Source organism: Streptomyces sp. NPDC093065 (assembly GCF_044754585.1).
In the GTDB taxonomy this organism is placed as follows: domain Bacteria; phylum Actinomycetota; class Actinomycetes; order Streptomycetales; family Streptomycetaceae; genus Streptomyces.
Genome location: NZ_JBIVPJ010000022.1, coordinates 1 through 16,856, shown reverse-complemented (window position 1 = coordinate 16,856; position 16,856 = coordinate 1). Strand labels below are relative to the sequence as shown.

General features: G+C 73.6%; 13 protein-coding genes. 3 read left to right on the top strand and 10 right to left on the bottom strand.

Translation table 11 applies throughout. The annotated features are described in order from the left end of the window. Positions 1-39 precede the first annotated feature (39 nt). From ACIQFU_RS30495 to ACIQFU_RS30470, 6 genes are all read right to left on the bottom strand, one after another. Positions 40-1,998 (bottom strand): putative baseplate assembly protein, encoded by a 1,959-nt coding sequence (locus tag ACIQFU_RS30495; RefSeq protein ID WP_402555764.1) that lies wholly within the window; start codon positions 1,996-1,998, stop codon positions 40-42. Beyond that, the gene (locus tag ACIQFU_RS30490; RefSeq protein WP_402555763.1) at positions 1,998-2,450 is read right to left on the bottom strand and encodes a GPW/gp25 family protein; all 453 of its coding nucleotides are present in this window, start codon (positions 2,448-2,450) and stop codon (positions 1,998-2,000) included. Before ACIQFU_RS30490 ends, ACIQFU_RS30495 begins: the two co-directional genes overlap by 1 nt. A 34-nt stretch (positions 2,451-2,484) precedes the next feature. Continuing rightward, entirely contained in the window at positions 2,485-4,416 is a 1,932-nt protein-coding gene (locus ACIQFU_RS30485) for a VgrG-related protein (RefSeq protein WP_402555762.1), read from the bottom strand. Next, positions 4,416-5,138: a LysM peptidoglycan-binding domain-containing protein gene (locus ACIQFU_RS30480; RefSeq protein WP_402555761.1), complete on the bottom strand. Its 723-nt coding sequence runs from the start codon at positions 5,136-5,138 to the stop codon at positions 4,416-4,418. Before ACIQFU_RS30480 ends, ACIQFU_RS30485 begins: the two co-directional genes overlap by 1 nt. A gap of 28 nt (positions 5,139-5,166) precedes the next feature. Continuing rightward, positions 5,167-5,589, bottom strand: a complete 423-nt coding sequence (locus ACIQFU_RS30475; protein WP_402555759.1) for a phage tail protein — start codon at positions 5,587-5,589, stop codon at positions 5,167-5,169. Positions 5,590-5,679: 90 nt separating this feature from the next. Next, positions 5,680-6,510, bottom strand: coding sequence for a hypothetical protein (locus tag ACIQFU_RS30470; protein WP_402555758.1), 831 nt, complete (start codon positions 6,508-6,510; stop codon positions 5,680-5,682). Here ACIQFU_RS30470 and ACIQFU_RS30465 point away from each other — a divergent pair. Beyond that, complete coding sequence (locus ACIQFU_RS30465; RefSeq protein WP_402555756.1) at positions 6,509-9,262, top strand: hypothetical protein; 2,754 nt, start codon at positions 6,509-6,511, stop codon at positions 9,260-9,262. The two genes, ACIQFU_RS30470 and ACIQFU_RS30465, sit on opposite strands and share 2 nt — an antisense overlap. A gap of 377 nt (positions 9,263-9,639) precedes the next feature. Here ACIQFU_RS30465 and ACIQFU_RS30460 read toward each other — a convergent pair whose 3' ends face one another. From ACIQFU_RS30460 to ACIQFU_RS30445, 4 genes are read right to left on the bottom strand one after another with little or no spacing between them, the layout of a single operon-like run. Next, positions 9,640-9,798 carry a DUF6760 family protein gene (locus tag ACIQFU_RS30460; protein ID WP_007450918.1) on the bottom strand — a complete coding sequence of 53 codons (159 nt, stop codon included), beginning with the start codon at positions 9,796-9,798 and terminating at the stop codon, positions 9,640-9,642. Continuing rightward, positions 9,795-10,328: a hypothetical protein gene (locus ACIQFU_RS30455; RefSeq protein ID WP_402555755.1), complete on the bottom strand. Its 534-nt coding sequence runs from the start codon at positions 10,326-10,328 to the stop codon at positions 9,795-9,797. Before ACIQFU_RS30455 ends, ACIQFU_RS30460 begins: the two co-directional genes overlap by 4 nt. Then, positions 10,328-10,777, bottom strand: coding sequence for a phage tail protein (locus ACIQFU_RS30450; protein WP_007450914.1), 450 nt, complete (start codon positions 10,775-10,777; stop codon positions 10,328-10,330). Before ACIQFU_RS30450 ends, ACIQFU_RS30455 begins: the two co-directional genes overlap by 1 nt. Before the next feature lie 51 nt (positions 10,778-10,828). Continuing rightward, positions 10,829-12,433, bottom strand: coding sequence for a phage tail sheath subtilisin-like domain-containing protein (locus ACIQFU_RS30445; RefSeq protein ID WP_402555753.1), 1,605 nt, complete (start codon positions 12,431-12,433; stop codon positions 10,829-10,831). 331 nt (positions 12,434-12,764) lie between these two features. On the opposite strand from ACIQFU_RS30445, the gene ACIQFU_RS30440 reads away from it, so the two are divergent. Next, the gene (locus ACIQFU_RS30440; RefSeq protein ID WP_402555751.1) at positions 12,765-15,653 is read left to right on the top strand and encodes a hypothetical protein; all 2,889 of its coding nucleotides are present in this window, start codon (positions 12,765-12,767) and stop codon (positions 15,651-15,653) included. Positions 15,654-15,784: 131 nt separating this feature from the next. Next, positions 15,785-16,531 carry a DUF4157 domain-containing protein gene (locus ACIQFU_RS30435; protein WP_402555750.1) on the top strand — a complete coding sequence of 249 codons (747 nt, stop codon included), beginning with the start codon at positions 15,785-15,787 and terminating at the stop codon, positions 16,529-16,531. The last annotated feature ends 325 nt before the right edge of the window (positions 16,532-16,856 follow it).

Sequence of the window (16,856 nt, the reverse complement as noted above, 5' to 3'; positions counted from 1 at the left end):
AGCCGAGTCCGTCGACGGAGCCGCGTTGCGAGGCGGACTTCACGCGCTGTCCCCGATCACGCGGACCCGGTGGTCGTAGGAGAAGACCAGGGCGGGTGCGTCGAGGTCGATGCGGTCGGTGGGGTCGCCGCGCTTGCCGGTGAGCGGGTCGGCGGGGTGCAGGACGACCTCGTCGACGAGTTCGACGCCGGGGACGCGCTGGAGCACGGCGAAGAGTTCACCGGTCTGCACGGGGCGTCCGAAGGGCCAGCCCTTGCCGTCGGCGCCGCCGGTGAGCGGGTCGAGGTGGCGGTAGAGGGCGTCGTGGGTCTGGCGGCGTACGCGGTCGGCGTCGACGTCGCGGAAGGCGTGGACGGTGGCGACGACGGTGACGCCCTGGTAGTAGGGCGGGCCGACGGCGAGACGGGTGCCGATCAGCCGGCGTTCGTCGAGGTGGCGGGTGATGCGGTTCAGGAGGGCGTCACCGGGGACGAGTTGCTCGAAGCGCAGGCGTCCGCCGGGGTCGGGGACGGCCTGGGGGACGACGAGGACGCGGACGGCGTGGGCGCCGTACTCGTTCTCCGCGCCCTCCAGGCAGGTGATGCGGGCGGTCTCGGGGGCGGCGCGGCGGGCGAGTTCCTCGTAGTCGCGCAGTGTGACGGCGCGTTCCTGGGCGCGCAGGGTGATGGGGGCCCGCAGCTTGGCCTCCTCGATGGTCTCGCCGTCGACGCCGCCGAGGGCGGCCTCGCGGTTGACGACCTCGGAGACGTACGGGATGGAGGTGCGCAGCACCTGTACGGCGCCGCGGGCCACGTTGCCCGCCCTGCCCCCGCCGGTGCGGTAGCGGCGGGCGCGGACGACGGCGCCCTTGGGCGGGACGGCGCCGTACTGGCGCAGGGTGCCGTCGGACTCGCGGACGGCGGGGCCGAAGGCGATCTCGCCGGTGGTGGCGTCGACGGTGATGTGGTGGTCGTCGGGGTGGGAGCCGGAGAAGTGCGGCACGACCTGCCAGTCCTGCCAGCCGTCGTCGGCGGCGGTCTGGAGGAGGACGGACGGTTCGCCGGCGACGACGGGGGCGTGTTCGAGCCTCAGCCGCTGGCCGGGCAGGCCGGTGGACTCGCCGAGGGGCTCGTCGAGGACGGTCTCGGCGTGGATCGATCCGGTGGTGCCGCCGATGGTGTAGGCCTCGGTGGAACGGATGGTCGGCGAGGTGGTGTAGAAGGGCTGGCCGGACAGCGGTTCGGTGACCCGGCAGCGGATCCAGCCGGCCTCGTGGCCGCCGTTGCGGGACAGGACGTGCCCGCCGGGTACGTGGAGCACGACGTCGCCGGGGCGGTTGAGACCACCGGTGCCGTCGCGGTCGACCTCGCAGGGCTGCCAGCCGTCCTCGGTCCAGGCCTCCCAGACCAGCGGCGGCTGGCGCGGGTCGACACCGACGCCGTCGACGCGGCTGTCGAGTTCGAGGGCGAGCGCGCAGTCGGGGACGGCGGCGGTGAGGCCGATGAGCATGCAGTCGCCGGGGTTGGGCGCCTCGGCGAAGCACATCACGTCCTTGCTCTCGTCCAGGTCCGTGGTGCGGTCGCTGACGGCTTCGCCGCGGACCTGCGTCACCAGGCGGTCCATCGTGCACGGGACGATGTGCAGGTCCCGTTCGGTGGCGAACACGACGGCCTCGTCGCGTTCGGTGCGCAGGGTGGCGACCTCGGTGCCGACCGGGACGAGGATCGTGTCCTCCTGCGGTGCGGAGAGCCAGAAGGTGACGTCCGTGCGCGCGGCCGACGGCGGGAAGAGTGTGATGCCGACCAGGTCCAGGAAGGCGAGGTGGTTCTTGTCGGGGACCCGGTTGAGCCGGTAGACGATCTGGTCGGCCATGTGGGCCATCGTCTCGACGAGCGTGACACCGGGGTCCGAGACGTTGTGGTCGGTCCACTCCGGGGCGCGTTGCTGGATGTAGCGCTTGGCGTCGTCGACGAACTGCTGGAAGCGGCGGTCGTCGAGGTTGGGGGAGGGCAGGGGCATCAGCGGTCGCTTTCGGGAGAGCCCGGGAGACCGGCCGGAGCGTCGGGGAGGTCGGGCTCGTCGTGGGAGGGGATGACGTAGAACGGGAAGACGAGGCTGCGCGGGTTGTTGGTGCCGCGGATCGAGTAACGGACGTCGATGAAGAGGACGTTCTGTTCGTCGCCGGTGGTGACGTCCACGTCGTGGACCTCGATGCGTGGTTCCCAGCGGTCGAGGGTGACATACACCTCGTGCTGGATGCGGCCGGCCGTCTGCTCGTTGACGGGGGCGAAGACGAGGTCGTGGATGGCGCAGCCGAACTCGGGGCGCATCGGCCGCTCGCCGGGCGCGGTGGCGAGGATGAGGCGCATGGCCTCCTCCACCTCCTGCTCGCCGCTGACGAGGGCGATCCCGCCGGTGGGTCCGATGCGCAGGGGGAACGACCAGCCGGAGCCGACGAACTGTTCGGCCATCAGAGAGCAACCTGCCTTCCTCGGAAACGCTTCGTCACAGGCCCGGCACGGGAGGACTTATGACCTTGAAGATGGGGGTCTTGACCTCGAAGGTCGCGCCGACGACCCTCGTCATGACGGAGTTGATCTGGACGTTGACGGTGCCGGAGATGGTCGTCGCGGCCCCGGCGCTCAGCGTCGCGGCGCCGCCTGCCCCCAGGTTCAGGGCGCCTCCCGCGTTGACTCCGATCACGCCCCCGCTGCGCATGTTGATCATGCTGCTCTGGATGCTGAGCGGGCCGCCGCTCTTGATGGTGAGGGCGCGCTTGGCGCTGAGCGAGAGGTCGGTGCCCGCGTCCACCGACACCGAACGGCTGCCGGTGATTTTGACCGCTCCCTTGCTGTCGACGGTGATCTCGGTCTTGGTGCGGTCGAGGTTGATGGTCAGCTTGTCGTTGCCGCTGGCGATCCGCACGCCCTGCTTGCGCCCGCCGGTGCGCTGGCTGAGCAGGTCGACCCGGTTGCCCTGGCGGTCGGACAGGGTGTGCCGCACGGCCTTCTTCTTCAGGCCGTCGTGCAGGGGCACGTCGCTCTTGGCCGGCACGTCCCGGCCGTTGTAGAGGCCGCCGATCACGAACGGGTGGTCCAGCGCCCCCCGGTCGAAGGCGACCAGCACCTCGTCGCCGACGTCCATGGGGAAGATGCCGCCGCCCGCCACGCCGCCCATCTGGACGCTGCGCGCCCAGTCGCTGACGTAGGTGTCGTCCAGCCACGGGAACTGCAGCTTGACCCTGCCCTGCTTGAGGGGATCCTGCACGTCGGTGACGATGGCGTTGGCGACGCTGGGCAGCCGGGCGGCGCTCGCCGGGTCCGTGCCGCCGCTGCCGCCCGAGGCGAGCCCGTACAGGGAGCGCCACTGGCGTCCGCTGACCGTGATCCAGGACTCGTAGGCGACGCCGTCGCCGAAGTGGTGGCGCACCGAGGTGACCGTGTACTTGCCCTCGAAGGGCGTGCCGACGTCGGCGAGGGCGACGGGGACGCCGGGCCGCAGGTCGGGGTGGCCGTTGGCGGCGACCTCCAGCTCGGCGAAGGAGGCGGTGACGTCGGAGGCGAGGGCCTTCGCGGCGTTCTGCACCTCGTCCTGCTTGTCGTACGGGTTGGCGGTCTCGACGAGCTTGCCGGGCTTGAACTTGCCGGCGGCCGTGCCGGGTGTCCACTTGATGCTGATGCCGGGGTCGGTGGTGGCCGGCGCGGTCTCGGTGATCTTCTTCTTGGTGGTGACGTTCCAGCCGCGCGACTCGACCTTGCCGATCTGGTCGGCGGCGGTGACGGCGGCCCGCAGCCGCAGGATGTCGTGGCCGGCCTGGAGGACGAAGGTGCTCTTGTCGCCGTCGGTGTTCGGCGAGGGCGCGCCGGCCGACGGCTTCGGCGTGACGAACCGGAACTTCCCCTGGGAGTCCAGATACATGATCATCTTGTTCTCGTCGGCGAGCCGCGCGAGGAAGTCCCAGTCGGTGACGTTGGACTGGGAGATGAACCCGTAGGTGCCCTTGGTCGCCTGGATGCGGCCGATGGAGACGCCGTCCATGGCCACGAGCTTGCGGGCGATGTCCGAGGCCTTCTGGTTGCGGTACGCGGCCACGCGGCGCTGGCGCATCAGCCGGTGGCCGTAGTCGTAGCCCCGGATGACGGTGAAGCTGCCGGTGCCGTCGTAGTCGGTCTCCAGGCCGGTGACCTCACCGGTCAGCAGGGGGTTGCCCTTGCCGTGCCCGTCCGCGATCGGCGTGATGACGACCTTGGTGCCGAACTGCACGTTCAGTTTGCCCAGCAGCCGGTGGTAGGGGTCGCGGAAGGTGAGGCGGAAGGCCGCCGGCACGTTGACGCCCTGGTCGACCCAGCCGTCGGTGAGCATCGGGGCGATGGTGTCGGGCAGCTTCGCACCGCCGATCTTCACCTCGACGATGCTGGAGAAGGAGGGACGCACCATCAGCGAGGCACCTCCTCGGTGGCCGGCAGGATGAGTTCGGTTCCGGTCGGCAGGCGGGACGGGTCGTCGATGCCGTTGGCCTCGGCGATCACCCGCCAGGCGTTGGCGCTGCCGTACTCGCTCCAGGCCAGCGACTGGAGCGAGTCCCCCGCGACGACCCGGTGCACGCGCTGGGCGGTGAGGGCGCCGGAGGTCGGGTTCTGGTTCGGGGTCGGGCCGGGAATCTCCACCAGGGCCATCCGGCAGGTGGCGCGGATGGGGACGCCGGTGGTGCCGAACAGCGTGTACTGGGTCTCGACGGACGCGACGTAGGCGCTGAAGCGGGCCGTGGAGAACGATCCCCACTCGAAGATCACCCAGGGCGGGGAGGGCTGCTCTGCGGCCAGGCTCTTGGCGGTGACCTCGCAGCAGATCAGCAACGAGTCGACCTTCTTCATCACGGTGTTGCCGTCGGGCTTCATCGAGGAGTCCAGGAAGATCTCCAGGGTCATCTCCCGCGGCTCGGCGCCCATGAACTGCGGCTTCGCGGCCTTGCGTACCGCTGCCGTCGGGGTCGCCTTCCACTGTGCGCGCTGACTGATGGACAGCTGCGCCGGGTTGAACTCGAACGGGAACCGCTTGATCAGCGCCCCGGGCGAGGTGGAGTCGCCGGTGGGCGGCTCGTGGATGGCGAGGTTGGCGCGTACGAGGCTCTTGCCGGCGCCCTTGCTGCTGGTGGCCATGGGTCTTCCTCTCTGCTCTGCGGCGCCGTCAGTCCGTGAACCCGTGGTGGGCGATCTCCAGGACCTCGTTGGCCACGGACGCGCTGTTGGGGTCGAGGCTGGGGCCCTGCCAGCTGACGGGCAGGACGTCGATCAGCCCCCAGCGGGCGACCAGCGACCCGTCGGCGCGCAGCGCGGAGATCTGCGCGGTGGGCCGCTTGATGCCGGTCTGCACCGAGGAGATCCACTTGGCGACCTTCGCCGTGTCCTTGGTGAGGGGGCGGGTCAGCCGGATGTTGGAGTACGTGACGCGGGTGGGCAGTTGCCAGACGAAGCCGTTGTTGCCGCCCTCCTGGCGCTGTTCCACCTCCACCTGGGTCGACAGGCCCTCGCACCCGTTGAAGTAGCCGAGGCTCTCGCCGTCGATGGCGAGGCTGAACCAGATGGAAGAGCCCGGGTCCTCACGGGTCATCGGGGGTCGACCTTTCTTGTCGGGGAACGGTGGCGGGCGGGCGTCGCCCTCGGGGCGGTCCGGGCGTCCGGCGGAGCCGGTACGGCCCGGTCAGCGCGGGTCGCGCAGTCTGCCGATCCGTTCGCGGTCCATACGCAGTTCGGTGCGGACGAGACGGGTGACGCGGCCGATGATCCGGTGCACCAGTTCGTCGAGCTGGAAGTCGGTGAGTTCCCGCGGGTCGAACCCGCCCTCGGGGACCGCCGCGTAGGCGGGCGGGGGCTCACCGGGGGGCCGTGCGCCCGCGCCCGCCTCGTACGGCGGCGGCGGTCCGTCCGGGCCGGGCCGGGACGACGGGCCGTGCAGCCGGGTCAGGTTGTCGACCACGGTGGCGGCCGTGTGGGAGGCCAGGGCCGCGGTGGTGCGTCCGGCGCGCTGGGAACGGCGGAAGAACCGCTGCACCGGCGGCGCGTCGCCGGACGCGGCACCCGACGCGGTGCTGGACGGGGCGGGAGCGTCCGGCGGGGCGTCCGCGGGCGACGGCGCGGGCGCCGCCTGTGCGGCGACGGGCAGCCCGGGCGGGGCGGCCGACGGCCGGGGCGGGGTGAGCGGGGCCACCGGCAGCAGGGCTCCGGTGCCGTCGGCGCCCGGGGACACGGGCTTGCGCAGGGGTACGGCCCTGGCGGGCGCGCGCTGGACGACGGGGGGCGTGGGCCCGCCGCCACCGGGCAGCGGCGGAGGCGCGGAGGGCGGCGCCGCGGGGGGCGTCGCCGGGGCCGCGAAGGGCGGTGCCGCGGGCACGGCGGTGGCCGTGGTCGTGAGGGGCGGTGCCGCGGGTGCGACGGCGGTGGCCCGCTGGACGGGCGGTGCCGCGGACATGGCGGCCTGGGCGGTGGCCCGCTGGACGGGCGGGGGCGTGCGGCCCTCGGCCGTAGAGGGCATGGGCGCCGACGGCCGGGTGGTGAGCGACGTGGTGTCGGCCGGGGACGCGGAGAGGGGCGCGCCGAGCGGGGAACGGCGCGCGGGCGACTCGGCCGGCCTCGCCGGGGCTGCGGTGGACGCCGGTGCCGGTGCCGGCACCGGTCCCTGTGTCTGCGTCTGCGTCGGTGCCGCCGTCGGTGCCGGCGTCGCGGACGGACGTGCGGCGGCGGCGACCGGGCCGGACGAGGTGGGCGCGCCGAGCCCCGGACGCCGCGCGGTGGCGCTGCGCTGCACGGGCGCCGACGGGGCGGCCGTCGGGCCGGTCTCCGGCCGGGACAGCGGTACGGCGGGGGTGGGGGCGTTACGGGTGCCGGCCGTGGTGGGCGAGGCGGGCGCGGTGGTCGCTGGGGAGGGCTCCGCCGGTGCCGTGGGTGGGGCGGAGGGCGCGACCGGGCCGTCGGTCCGCCGCTCCGGCGCCCGCTGGACCGGCGGCCGTGGAGCGCCGCCCGGCTGCGCCGTGGACGACTGCACGGGCCGCGACGGCTGGGTGGCCGACGCCCGGCGCTGGACGGGGGGCAGGTCGGCGGGGGTGGCGGGGACACCGGGGACGCCGGGTGCGGTCGCAGAGGGGCGCCTGCCTCCGGTGGCGTCGCCGGTGCCGGTGCCGGTGGGGCGTGCGGTGGACGGCGTCGCCGTGTCGCCGCCGGGCCCGGGGGCCGGGGTGACCCCGGCCCCGGCCCGTCGGGTCGGCGTCTCGGTGGTGGGGCTCTCGGCCGGTGACACGGCTCGCTGGACCGGTGGACCGGCGGCTGCCGAGGGAGACGGCGAGGGTGCCGCTGCGCCGCCGGTGGACGGGGCGCCGGTGCCGGACGCGGGATCGGCGGCGGGCCGGGGCTCCGTCCGGCGCACCGGGGCCTCGCTCCGCGCCTCGTCCGGCGTGGTGCCGGACCCGGACGCGACCGGCCGCACGGGGCTGCCGGGAGCCGACTCGGGCCGCGGCACGGCTCGTTGCACCGGGGTGCCGGGCGTCGCGCTCTCCGGCGAACCGGACCGGCGGTCACCGGAGGGGGCGGGGCGGTCGGACTGCGGGGCGGCTCGTCGGCCGGCGGGTGCGGCGTTGCCCGCCGGGGGAGTCGTGCCGCCGTCGGTGCGGCGTACGGCACGCTGCACGGGCGGCGTCGGGGGCACGGCGCCGCTGCCCGCCGCGGCGGACGCCGGGCTGCCGCCGGGTCGTACGGCGGGCCGCCGTGCCGGGGCGGCGGACGCGGGACCGCTGCCCGGGGCGTCGGTAGGCGTGGGGCCGGCCGGTTCGGCGGCGGCGCGCTGGACCGGCGAAGTTCCGGACGCGGTGCCGCTGTCGGCCGCTGCGCGGGGCGGCGGGTTGCTGCCGTCGGCCGGTTGTGCGGCGGCGCGCTGGACCGGTGGCGTGCCGGGCACGGCGTCATGGTCCGGCGTCGTGGCCGCCGGGTCGCCGCTGCCGCGTGGTGCGGGGTTTCGACGTACCGGGGCGTCCGCTGCGGCGCCGCCGCCCGCCGGTGCGGCTGCCGGGGTGCCGCTGCCGGACTGGGCGGGGGAGCCGGTCGGTCGTGCGGTGGTCCGTTGGACGGGGGGTGCGGCGGGGGCGGTGTCGTTGCCCGGTGCGGTCGCTGCCGGGGTGTTGCTGCCGGGCTGCGGGGTGCCGCGTCGTGCCGGAGCATCGGCCGGCGTGGGGCTGGACGGCCGTACGGCGGCGCGCTGGACCGGCGGAGTGCCGGATGCGGAGCCGCTGTTGCCCGTCGCGGGTGTCGAGGGGGTGTCGCCGGGCGGACGTGCGGTGGCCCGTTGGACCGGCGGTGTGCCGGATGCGGAGCCGCTGTTGCCCGGTGCGGGGGGCGTCGGGGTGCCGCCGGGCGGTCGTGCGGTGGCCCGTTGGACCGGCGGTGTGCCGGATGCGGAGCCGCTGTCGCCCGGTGCGGTGGTCGCCGGGTTGCCGCCGCCGGGCCGGGGGGTGCCGCGTCCTGCCGGGGTGTCCGGCGCGGGGCTGGACGGCCGTACGGCGGTGCGCTGGACCGTCGGAGTGCCGGACGCGGAGCCGCTGTTCGCCGGTGCGGAGGGCGCCGGGCCGCCGCCGGGCCGCCGCACCGGGGCAGCCGGTGCCCCGGCGTCGCCGGCCGCGTCGGGGGCCGGTGTGGACCCGGGCGCGGACACCGCCCGCTGGACGGGCGCACCGGTGGACGCGGGCATCGGGGTGCCGGAAGCCTGCGCCGGGGAGGCGCCCCCGGCCGGTGCCGAGCCCGGGTCCGCTCGGTCGGCGTCCGCCGACGAGGGCGCCGAGCCCGAGGAAGCCGTGCCGGAGGACGCCGTGCCGGAGGACGCCGGGGCCGATCCGGTGGTCCGGCGGCTCGCCGGCAACGCCCGGCGCTGCACGGCCGGCGACCCGGACGGGGCCTTGGTCAGCGACTGCCGCGGCCGTGGGGCGGCGGGCGGCGCCGGGGTCACCCGGACCCCGCGGGGGGCCTGGGCCGGTGCGCCCGCGGGCGCCGTGGACGACGCCGGCGCGGCGGAAAGCGCCCGCTGGACCGGCGCTGCCGCGGGCGCGGTCGACGACGTGGTCGCCGCCGGGCCCGCCGCAGGCATGGGACCCGGCGAGCCCGGCGCACCACCGCGCGCCCTCGGGGCGGAACCCGTGGGCGCGGCCGGTGCGTTCGCTGGTATCGCGCGCAGCGGCGCGACCGGCATCCGCTGCACGGGCGGTGTGCCGGCCGGGCGGGCCAGGGGTGTCGGCGACGGCTGACGGGCCGACGCGTCGAAGGCCCCGGACAGCAGGCTGTCACCGGCCGCCGGGTTGAGCAGCGCCGGGGACGGCGCACCCGTGAACGACGGGTCCTGCCAGGTCGGAAGGCGGCCGCCGAAAGCGGCGTCCGCCACCCCCGTACGGTCCGCGCCCGTGGCGCGCTGGATCGGCGGCAGGCCCGTCCAGGCGGCGACGGCCACGGGCGTGGGCGCGGCTGCCGCGCTTCCGCCCGCGCCCGGATCCGGACGCGGGCCGGTGTCCGCGGGCGTACCCGTCTCCGTGGACGGGCCCGCCGCCGATGCCGCGCTCCCGCCCCCGTTCCCGTTTCCTCCGCCGCCGTCGCGACGGCCCCGCAGCCGGTCCAGGAGTCCCACCGATCAGCCCTCCGCCGTGCCTCGCGTCACGAGGGACGCGATCTGGTCCGTGTACCGGCGGCGGTCCTGGTGTTCCAGGTCCAGGATCGCCTCCAGGCTCCAGTGGAAGTGGTAGGCGACGTACGCGATCTCCTCGTGCAGCCGGTCGGTCGCGTACGTCACGATTCCCCCAGGCGGCTCCCGCCGAGTTCCACCTCGAAGGGCTCGGAGCAGTGCGGGCACTCGACGGCCGCGCGGGTGTGCCCCTCCGCGTTGATCTGGCGGTAGAAGTCCTGGAGGAACGCCAGGTCGGAGGCGAACATGTTCTCCACGACGCCGTCGTGCACCATCGCCAGCGTGCCCAGCCGGGTGATGACCCGGCCGAGCAGCACCACCGACAGGTACGCCGGGTTCTCCTGCACCCGCACGTCGCGCAGCGGGATCAGTTCGTCCCGTGCCGTCGACAGGCGCATCACACCGTCCCGGTGCACCGTGCCCGACTCGTCGACGTACCCGCGCGGCAGCTCGAAGGGGAACTCGGTCTGCATCTGCTGCCTCGGGACGGTGTCGACGGGGGGCCCGGCGGGAGGGCCGGCCGGAGAACCGGCCGACGCCTCCGTGGGCGCGGTGGCGGGAGCCGAACGGGGGAAGTCCGCTCCCGCCGCCGCGGACTGGGGTGCCGCGGCGGGTGCCTTGGCGGTCGAACGGCGCATTACTCGACGACCAGTTCTTCGAACACGATGGTGATGGTCTCGGTGAGCGCGTTGGTGTCACCCGCCTTCAGGGTGCCCGCCACGACCTTGCTGCACCAGGCGTTGCGCAGGTTCCAGCGCTTGACCGGGTTGTCCTCGTAGTCCATCACGATGATCGTGGCGTTCTTGCGGGCGGTGGCCATCCGGCCCGCCATGGAGTCGTTGATCCACTGGGTGAACACCGACGACTGGCTCATACCGCGTTCGACCTGGACCGAGCCGTCCTTGGCCACGCCCGGCATCAGGGTGACGTTGTTGCGTCCGGTCGTGCCCTGGTTCTGCTGGTACTTGATGACGTCCTGCTCGATCTGCAGGTTGGAGACCGAGTTGAGGTACTCGACCATCACACCGTCGATCTGGATGCCGAAATTCGGTGCGACGAGTACGTCTTCTGGTTTGGGGAGAGACATGAGTTCGCTGTCCTTCTAGAGGATGTGGGACAAGGGCGGGGCGTGATCCGCCTACTCGTCCAGTTCGCCGCCGCCGCTGGAGAACTGGGCGAGCCGGAAGATGACGAACTCGGCGGGCTTGACCGGCGCGATGCCGATCTCGCAGACGACCCGGCCGAGGTCGACGGACTCCGGCGGGTTGGTCTCCTCGTCGCACTTGACGTAGTAGGCCTGGTCGGGGCTCTGGCCGAAGAGGGCGCCGTTGCGCCACTCGTTGACCAGGAACGCGGAGACGTTGCGGCGGATGCGGGCCCAGAGGTTGTGGTCGTTCGGCTCGAACACCACCCACTGGGTGCCGATCAGGATCGACTCCTCCAGGTAGTTGAAGTACCTGCGGATGTTCAGGTAGCGCCACGCCGGGTCGGAGGAGAGGGTGCGGGCACCCCAGACGCGGATGCCGCGGCCCGGGAAGGAGCGGATGCAGTTGACGCCGATCGGGTTGAGCAGGTCCTGCTCGCCCCGGGTGATCTGCAGCTCCAGGTCCACGGCGCCGCGGACGACCTCGTTGGCGGGGGCCTTGTGCACGCCGCGCTCGGAGTCGTTGCGGGCCCAGATGCCGGCGACGTGACCGCTCGGCGGGACCAGGCGGGACTGGCCGGTCGCCGGGTCGAAGGACTTGATCCAGGGGTAGTACAGGGCCGCGTACTTGGAGTCGTAGCCGGCCGTCTCCTGGCGCCAGACGCGGATCTGGCGGGCGTTCTGGTTCGGCGGCGGGTCGATGATGGCGACGCGGTCGCCCATCAGCTCGCAGTGGGCTATGAGACCGAGCTGGACGGCCTTGACGGCCTCCAGGTCGATCGCGCCACGCTGGTAGGCGGCCATCAGGTCGGGCACCGCGACCATGGAGATCTCGTCGATCGCCTCCAGGCCGCCGAAGCCGGTGCGGTCCGAGGAGTCGCCGAGGTACTGGGCGGGGCCGGGGTGCGCGCTCTCGCCCTGGCCGGCCGGAACGGCGGGCGCGGCGGACGGCGGCGCGGGCAGCGTCAGCGTCTGGTTCTCCGGGCGGACCAGCTGCGCCGACGGCGCGGCCTCCGTCACGGTGATGAGCTTGGAGCGCTCCTTGATCTGGGTGACGACGTAGGAGCGGTTGCCCTTCTTGGCGCTCACGTCGAAGGTCTCGACCGGCTTGTCGCCGTCCTTGACGATCAGCTTGAAGCGCTCGGCGGGGCCCTCGCCCTCGGGGTCGGCGACCTCGACGGTCAGCGGGCCGCTCTGGCCGGCGGCGGTGGCCGTCACGGCGAACGTGCCGAGCTGCTTGGGCTCGGCGGCGGGCAGCGCCTTGGCGGTGCTGCCGGTGACGGCGGCGGGCGCGGCCGCGCCGTTCACGGCGCCGTCGGCGCCGGCGTCCTCGGCCGAACCGCCGACGCGGACGACGTAGGCCGCGGATCCGCCGTTGTTGAAGAACCCGTAGACGGAGTGCGCGAGGTAGTACCCGCCGGTGAAGTCACCGAAGGCCGCGACGTACTGCGTCCAGTTGGTCACCAGCGTGGGCTCGTTCAGCGGGCCGGTCGGGGCGAGACCGACGAAGGCCGCCACCGACGTGCCCACTCCCTCGATCGGGCGCGAGCCGCTGGCCACCTCCTCGACGTAGACGCCGGGCGACAGGTAGGACGGCATGCTCTGCTCTCCTCGGGGTACGAGACAGGACGCCCCTCAGCCTCACGCGCGCGCGGCCGCCGCCGAAACGTCCCGGGGTGCCGGGCCGGGGGCAGCTTCCCTGCCCCCGGTCGTGCCCGTTGGGGCAGACTCCTGCGGCTTGCCGGTACTTCCCCTCGAAGACCCCTGGCGGAGGCCGGGCGTTTCTGATTCAACGTCTTGTGTCGACTGTCAGTTCGCCAGGATGTCATCTTGCGATCAAGCCCCGTTCCGGGGCGCGCCGTCCCGCCGCACCGGGGCGCTGCCCCGCGTGAGGCGGGGACGGTGACGGGGTGTCAGGAGGGGATCGTCCGTGTCGGACCGCTTGAACCACACGCAGGCACACCGCCAGGACGAGGCCGCTCCGGCGCGCCCCCGCCCCCAGGGGCGCCCGCAGCCTCCGCTGGCCTCGCTGCAGGCCGCCGCGGGCAACCGGGCCGTGGCCTCGGCGATCCAGCGCGCGACCGGTACGGCGCAGCTCCCCAAGGCCCCGGCACAGGAACGGGCGACCTCGTCGACGCCGGACGACCTGCGGATCACACCGGTGACGGAGGCCGAGCGGCCGGTCGAGGAGACGCGTCGGGTGGCGGAGGCGACCACCGGGCGGCAGGCGGCCGTGGACGAGGTGGCGGACCACAAGACGAAGGTCTCGGACACCTCACGGGCCCGGGCCGACGCCGTGGCCGAGGTGCGGAACCTGTCCGGGACGGCGATCGAGGCACGCAAGAAGGAGAAGGCCGCCCGGGACAGGGCGGACGCGATCGAGGAGGAAGTCGGGACCGCGCAGCGGGGAGAGCAGGCTTCGCTCGAAAAGGCGCGAGGCTTCACGGACCGGGCGAACGCGGCGGCGAAGAGTCGGCGGACCTCCGCCGAGGAGGCCGGGAGGCACGGCAGGACCGAGAAGGAGAAGAGCGCGGCGGCCGAAGAAGCGCGCAGGCAGGCCGACGTGTTCGCGAAGGAGGCCGAGGCCGCCGAGCGGAAACGGAAGGCCGCCGCGGACTTGGTGGCCGAACTCTCGGCAACGATCGAAAGCGCCCGGAGGAGTCAGGCGGAAGCCGAGGAAAGGGTGCGTCGGTTCTCGCGCCATGCGGAGGAAGCCGCGGCGAAGCTGAAGGACGCCGACGAAACGGCGCGCAGGGCGGGGCAAGTCGAGGACAAGGCGCACGAGCAGGCGGCCGAGGCCGAGGTCGAGGCGGAGTCCGAGGAGCAGTTCGCGGCGGCCATGAGGGAGCGGACCGTCGAACTGGCCGAGGCGTTGAAGGAGGTGAAGGAGGCCAGGGAAGCGGCAGAGCGGAGAAGTGAGGAGGCCGAGGGTGCCGGTGCCTCGCAGAAGCAGGCGGAGGAAGGCCGGGAGGAGGCCACCCGGCTCCGGGACGAGGCCGACGGGAACGCGAGGGAATCCGCGGAACTGGCGAAGAAGCTGGACCGCGAGGCCAGGGCCGCGACCGAGGCACGCGAAACCGCCGAGCAGGCGGCGGCCGGCCACGAGAGGACTGCGCAGGACGCCCAGGGCGAGGCCAAGAAGGCCCGGACCGAAGCGGCCGGGTACGCGAAGACCGCGGGGGAGAAGCAGACGGAGCACGACGCCGCCCTCGCCGAGGTGACACGCCTTGGGCAGGAGGCGGCCGCCGCCCGGCAGCAGGCGGCGGCCGCGGCGCAGGGGCAACTGCGTGACGGGACGGCCGAAACCACGGCGAGGTCGGAACTGGCCGCGGCGAAGGAGGCCGAGAAGAAGGCCGCTGAGGAGAAGGCGGCGGAGGAGAAGGCGGCGGAGGAGAAGGCAGCCGAGGAGAGGGAACCGGCCGCCCAGTCCTCGCGCAACGGTGCCGCACGCGCGGCCGGGGCCGTCGGGCACGGGGTCAAGAAGGCCTCCGCCAAGACCAAGCCGTGGGCCGACCTCCCCGACACCGCGGTTCTCCGCGGCAGCGCGCCGCCCGCGGCGGCGCACGCGGCGGAAGCCTCGAAGCACGGGGACAGCGGAACGGTGCACGACAACGCGATCCAGCAGAGTGTCGAGAACCCGATCAACTTCATCAGTGACGCGACCGGAACCGTGAACGACATCGCGGCGATCAAGGACGCGGCCGGCAAGCGCCACGAATCGGGCCCTGCCTCCCACGGGCACCGGAAGAACTACGTGGGCAAGCCTCTCGGCCTGGCGACCAGCTCCCAGATGGCCGCCAACGACGTCGTGAAGATCGCCAACGTCGGCACGAAGGCCGCCGGAGACCTGGCAGGGGTGGCCGCGCTCGCAGACGCCAGCGGTGCCCTCGGCATCTCCTTCTCGGCGATTCACGTCGGCCGCGACACCGCGGTCATCAAGAACACCCACGCCCAGCGCAAGAAACTGAAGGATCACTATCGCGACGTGGCCGCGAAGCGCGACCGAAAACTCCAGGACGTACTGGACGACCTGGGGACGGCCACCGACGACCTGGCCCAGGCGTCGTCCAGGCTCGGGGACTCGGCGGACGGCTCGGACACGGCGGTCCTGGACGCCGTCGAGGACCGGCGGACCCGCGTCGAGGACCTCAGGACAGAGGTGCGGGAGCACATGGCCGCCGCACGGGAGTACGTGGTCCACAAGAAGAAGTGGAAACTGGGGCACCGCTTCGCCAACCTGGCGGGCAACGCCGCGCGTATCGCGGCCGGTGCCGTGGCGATCGCGGCCGCCACGGGTGCGGTCACCGGCGGAATCGCCCCCGGGATCGCGGGCGGTGCGACCGCGGCGCTCCTGGGCGGCCTCGCCGTCAAGAAGGGCGTGAAGAAGGCCAACAAGCGCTACATCTCGGTACGGCAGCCGGACCGGTACGCCCGCACCACGCTGGCCCAGGAGGGAACCGAGGAGCCCAAGGAGACCGAGGAGACCGAGGCGCCGAGGATGTCCAAGGACGGCACGAGCAGGCGGGGCAGCAGGCGTGAGGCGTGGAAGGAGGCGGTCACCGTGACGCACTCCATCAAGCAGGGGAAGCGGCAGCTCAGGGCACAGGAGATCTACGCGGTCGCCGCCGGACCGGCCGTTCCGGTGGGCAAGGACGTTCCCAACGACATCCGGGACGAGGCACGTGAGTTCCTCAAGGTCCTCAAGTGCGGCCCCGACAAGCACAACCAGTCGGAGGAGGTCTGGCTGGCGTCGCTCAACGACCCCGGGCAGCAGAAGGACTGGGAAGAGGCGATAGCCAAGCAGCTCGCCTCGCTCTGAGCACCCCGTGACGTGACCGGAGGACGGCCCCGGGGGCCGTTGCCCCCGGCGTTGCCCGCGTGGACCTGTCGGCGGCGAGGATGCTCCGGTAAGGCTGAGGGTCACACGTCCGGTGTCGAAGGGAGCGCAGGGTGCGCGCGCACGAGGAAGCCGCCGACCAGCAGGCCGCCCGGGGTGGCCGCGCTCCGCACCGGGCCACGCCCGCCCCCGTCACGGGAGTGGGCGGCCCTGCGATGACCCCGGCGACGGTCCTGGCGCTGCAGAGCTCCGCCGGGAACGCCGCCGTCCAGCGGGTCGTCGCCCGGGACGCACACCAGCACGGCCCCGGCTGCGGGCACACCGTCCAGCGCCGCTTCGACGCCGGCGAGCACCAGCACGGCGCCGGCTGCGGGCACGACGGGATCGACGACCGGAGTCCGGAGGGGCAGCACCAGCTCATCAAGGAGGCCAAGGAGTCGTCCAGTTCCTCGCTCCCCGGGGGCTTCCTCGACAAGGCGGTGCCGTTCTACCAGAACCCCGCCCTCGCCGGTGCCCGCATGTACACGGGCCCGATCGCCCAGCGCGCGACGGCGGCCATGGGCGCCGAGGCCATGACGATCGGCATGGACGTGTTCCTCGGCCCGTCCGCCATCGGCAACGAGGAGATCCTCGCCCACGAGGCCAGCCACCTCGACAAGAACAGCAGAGGGATCACGGAGACGGGCAGCGGGAGCGGCGGGAGCCCCGCCGTCACGGATCCGGGGCAGAGTTCCGAGGTCGCGGCCGTGAACGACGGAGCGGCTTTCAAGGCCGGGGACACCGTCGCCCCGTCCCTCGTAGCCCAGCGAGCGGTCGCGGACGACGTGGACGAGGGCGACGGGGTCGGAAGCGGGCAGTGAGCGCGGCGGTCGTCCCTCCCGCGCCTGGCGGCACGTCGGGCGGCGGCGCGCGGAACGACCGGCTCCGGCCGGAAGCCGTTCGCCTCGCGGCCCGACGCCGTGTGCGAGGGCAACCGCCTCTGCCCCTGCGACTCCTGACGTCGCCACCGGGCTCCGCGTAGCGTCTGCGTGTGAGCCTTTGGACCTCCCTGGAGCCCGCGTCCACCACCGTCGACCCCGGCAGCAGCACCCGTGTGCGCCTGCGGGTGCGCAATACCGGTGATGTCGTCGACGAGTACCGGTTCGAGCCGGTGGGGGAGGTGGCTCCCTGGACGACGGTGGAGCC

Excerpts from the sequence above, each read along its gene's own strand:
- ACIQFU_RS30495 (WP_402555764.1), bottom strand. The coding sequence starts at position 1,998 with ATGCCCCTGCCCTCCCCCAACCTCGACGACCGCCGCTTCCAGCAGTTC.
- ACIQFU_RS30490 (WP_402555763.1), bottom strand. The coding sequence starts at position 2,450 with ATGGCCGAACAGTTCGTCGGCTCCGGCTGGTCGTTCCCCCTGCGCATC.
- ACIQFU_RS30485 (WP_402555762.1), bottom strand. The coding sequence starts at position 4,416 with ATGGTGCGTCCCTCCTTCTCCAGCATCGTCGAGGTGAAGATCGGCGGT.
- ACIQFU_RS30480 (WP_402555761.1), bottom strand. The coding sequence starts at position 5,138 with ATGGCCACCAGCAGCAAGGGCGCCGGCAAGAGCCTCGTACGCGCCAAC.
- ACIQFU_RS30475 (WP_402555759.1), bottom strand. The coding sequence starts at position 5,589 with ATGACCCGTGAGGACCCGGGCTCTTCCATCTGGTTCAGCCTCGCCATC.
- ACIQFU_RS30465 (WP_402555756.1), top strand. The coding sequence starts at position 6,509 with ATGGGCGCCGACGGCCGGGTGGTGAGCGACGTGGTGTCGGCCGGGGAC.
- ACIQFU_RS30470 (WP_402555758.1), bottom strand. The coding sequence starts at position 6,510 with ATGCCCTCTACGGCCGAGGGCCGCACGCCCCCGCCCGTCCAGCGGGCC.
- ACIQFU_RS30455 (WP_402555755.1), bottom strand. The coding sequence starts at position 10,328 with ATGCGCCGTTCGACCGCCAAGGCACCCGCCGCGGCACCCCAGTCCGCG.
- ACIQFU_RS30450 (WP_007450914.1), bottom strand. The coding sequence starts at position 10,777 with ATGTCTCTCCCCAAACCAGAAGACGTACTCGTCGCACCGAATTTCGGC.
- ACIQFU_RS30445 (WP_402555753.1), bottom strand. The coding sequence starts at position 12,433 with ATGCCGTCCTACCTGTCGCCCGGCGTCTACGTCGAGGAGGTGGCCAGC.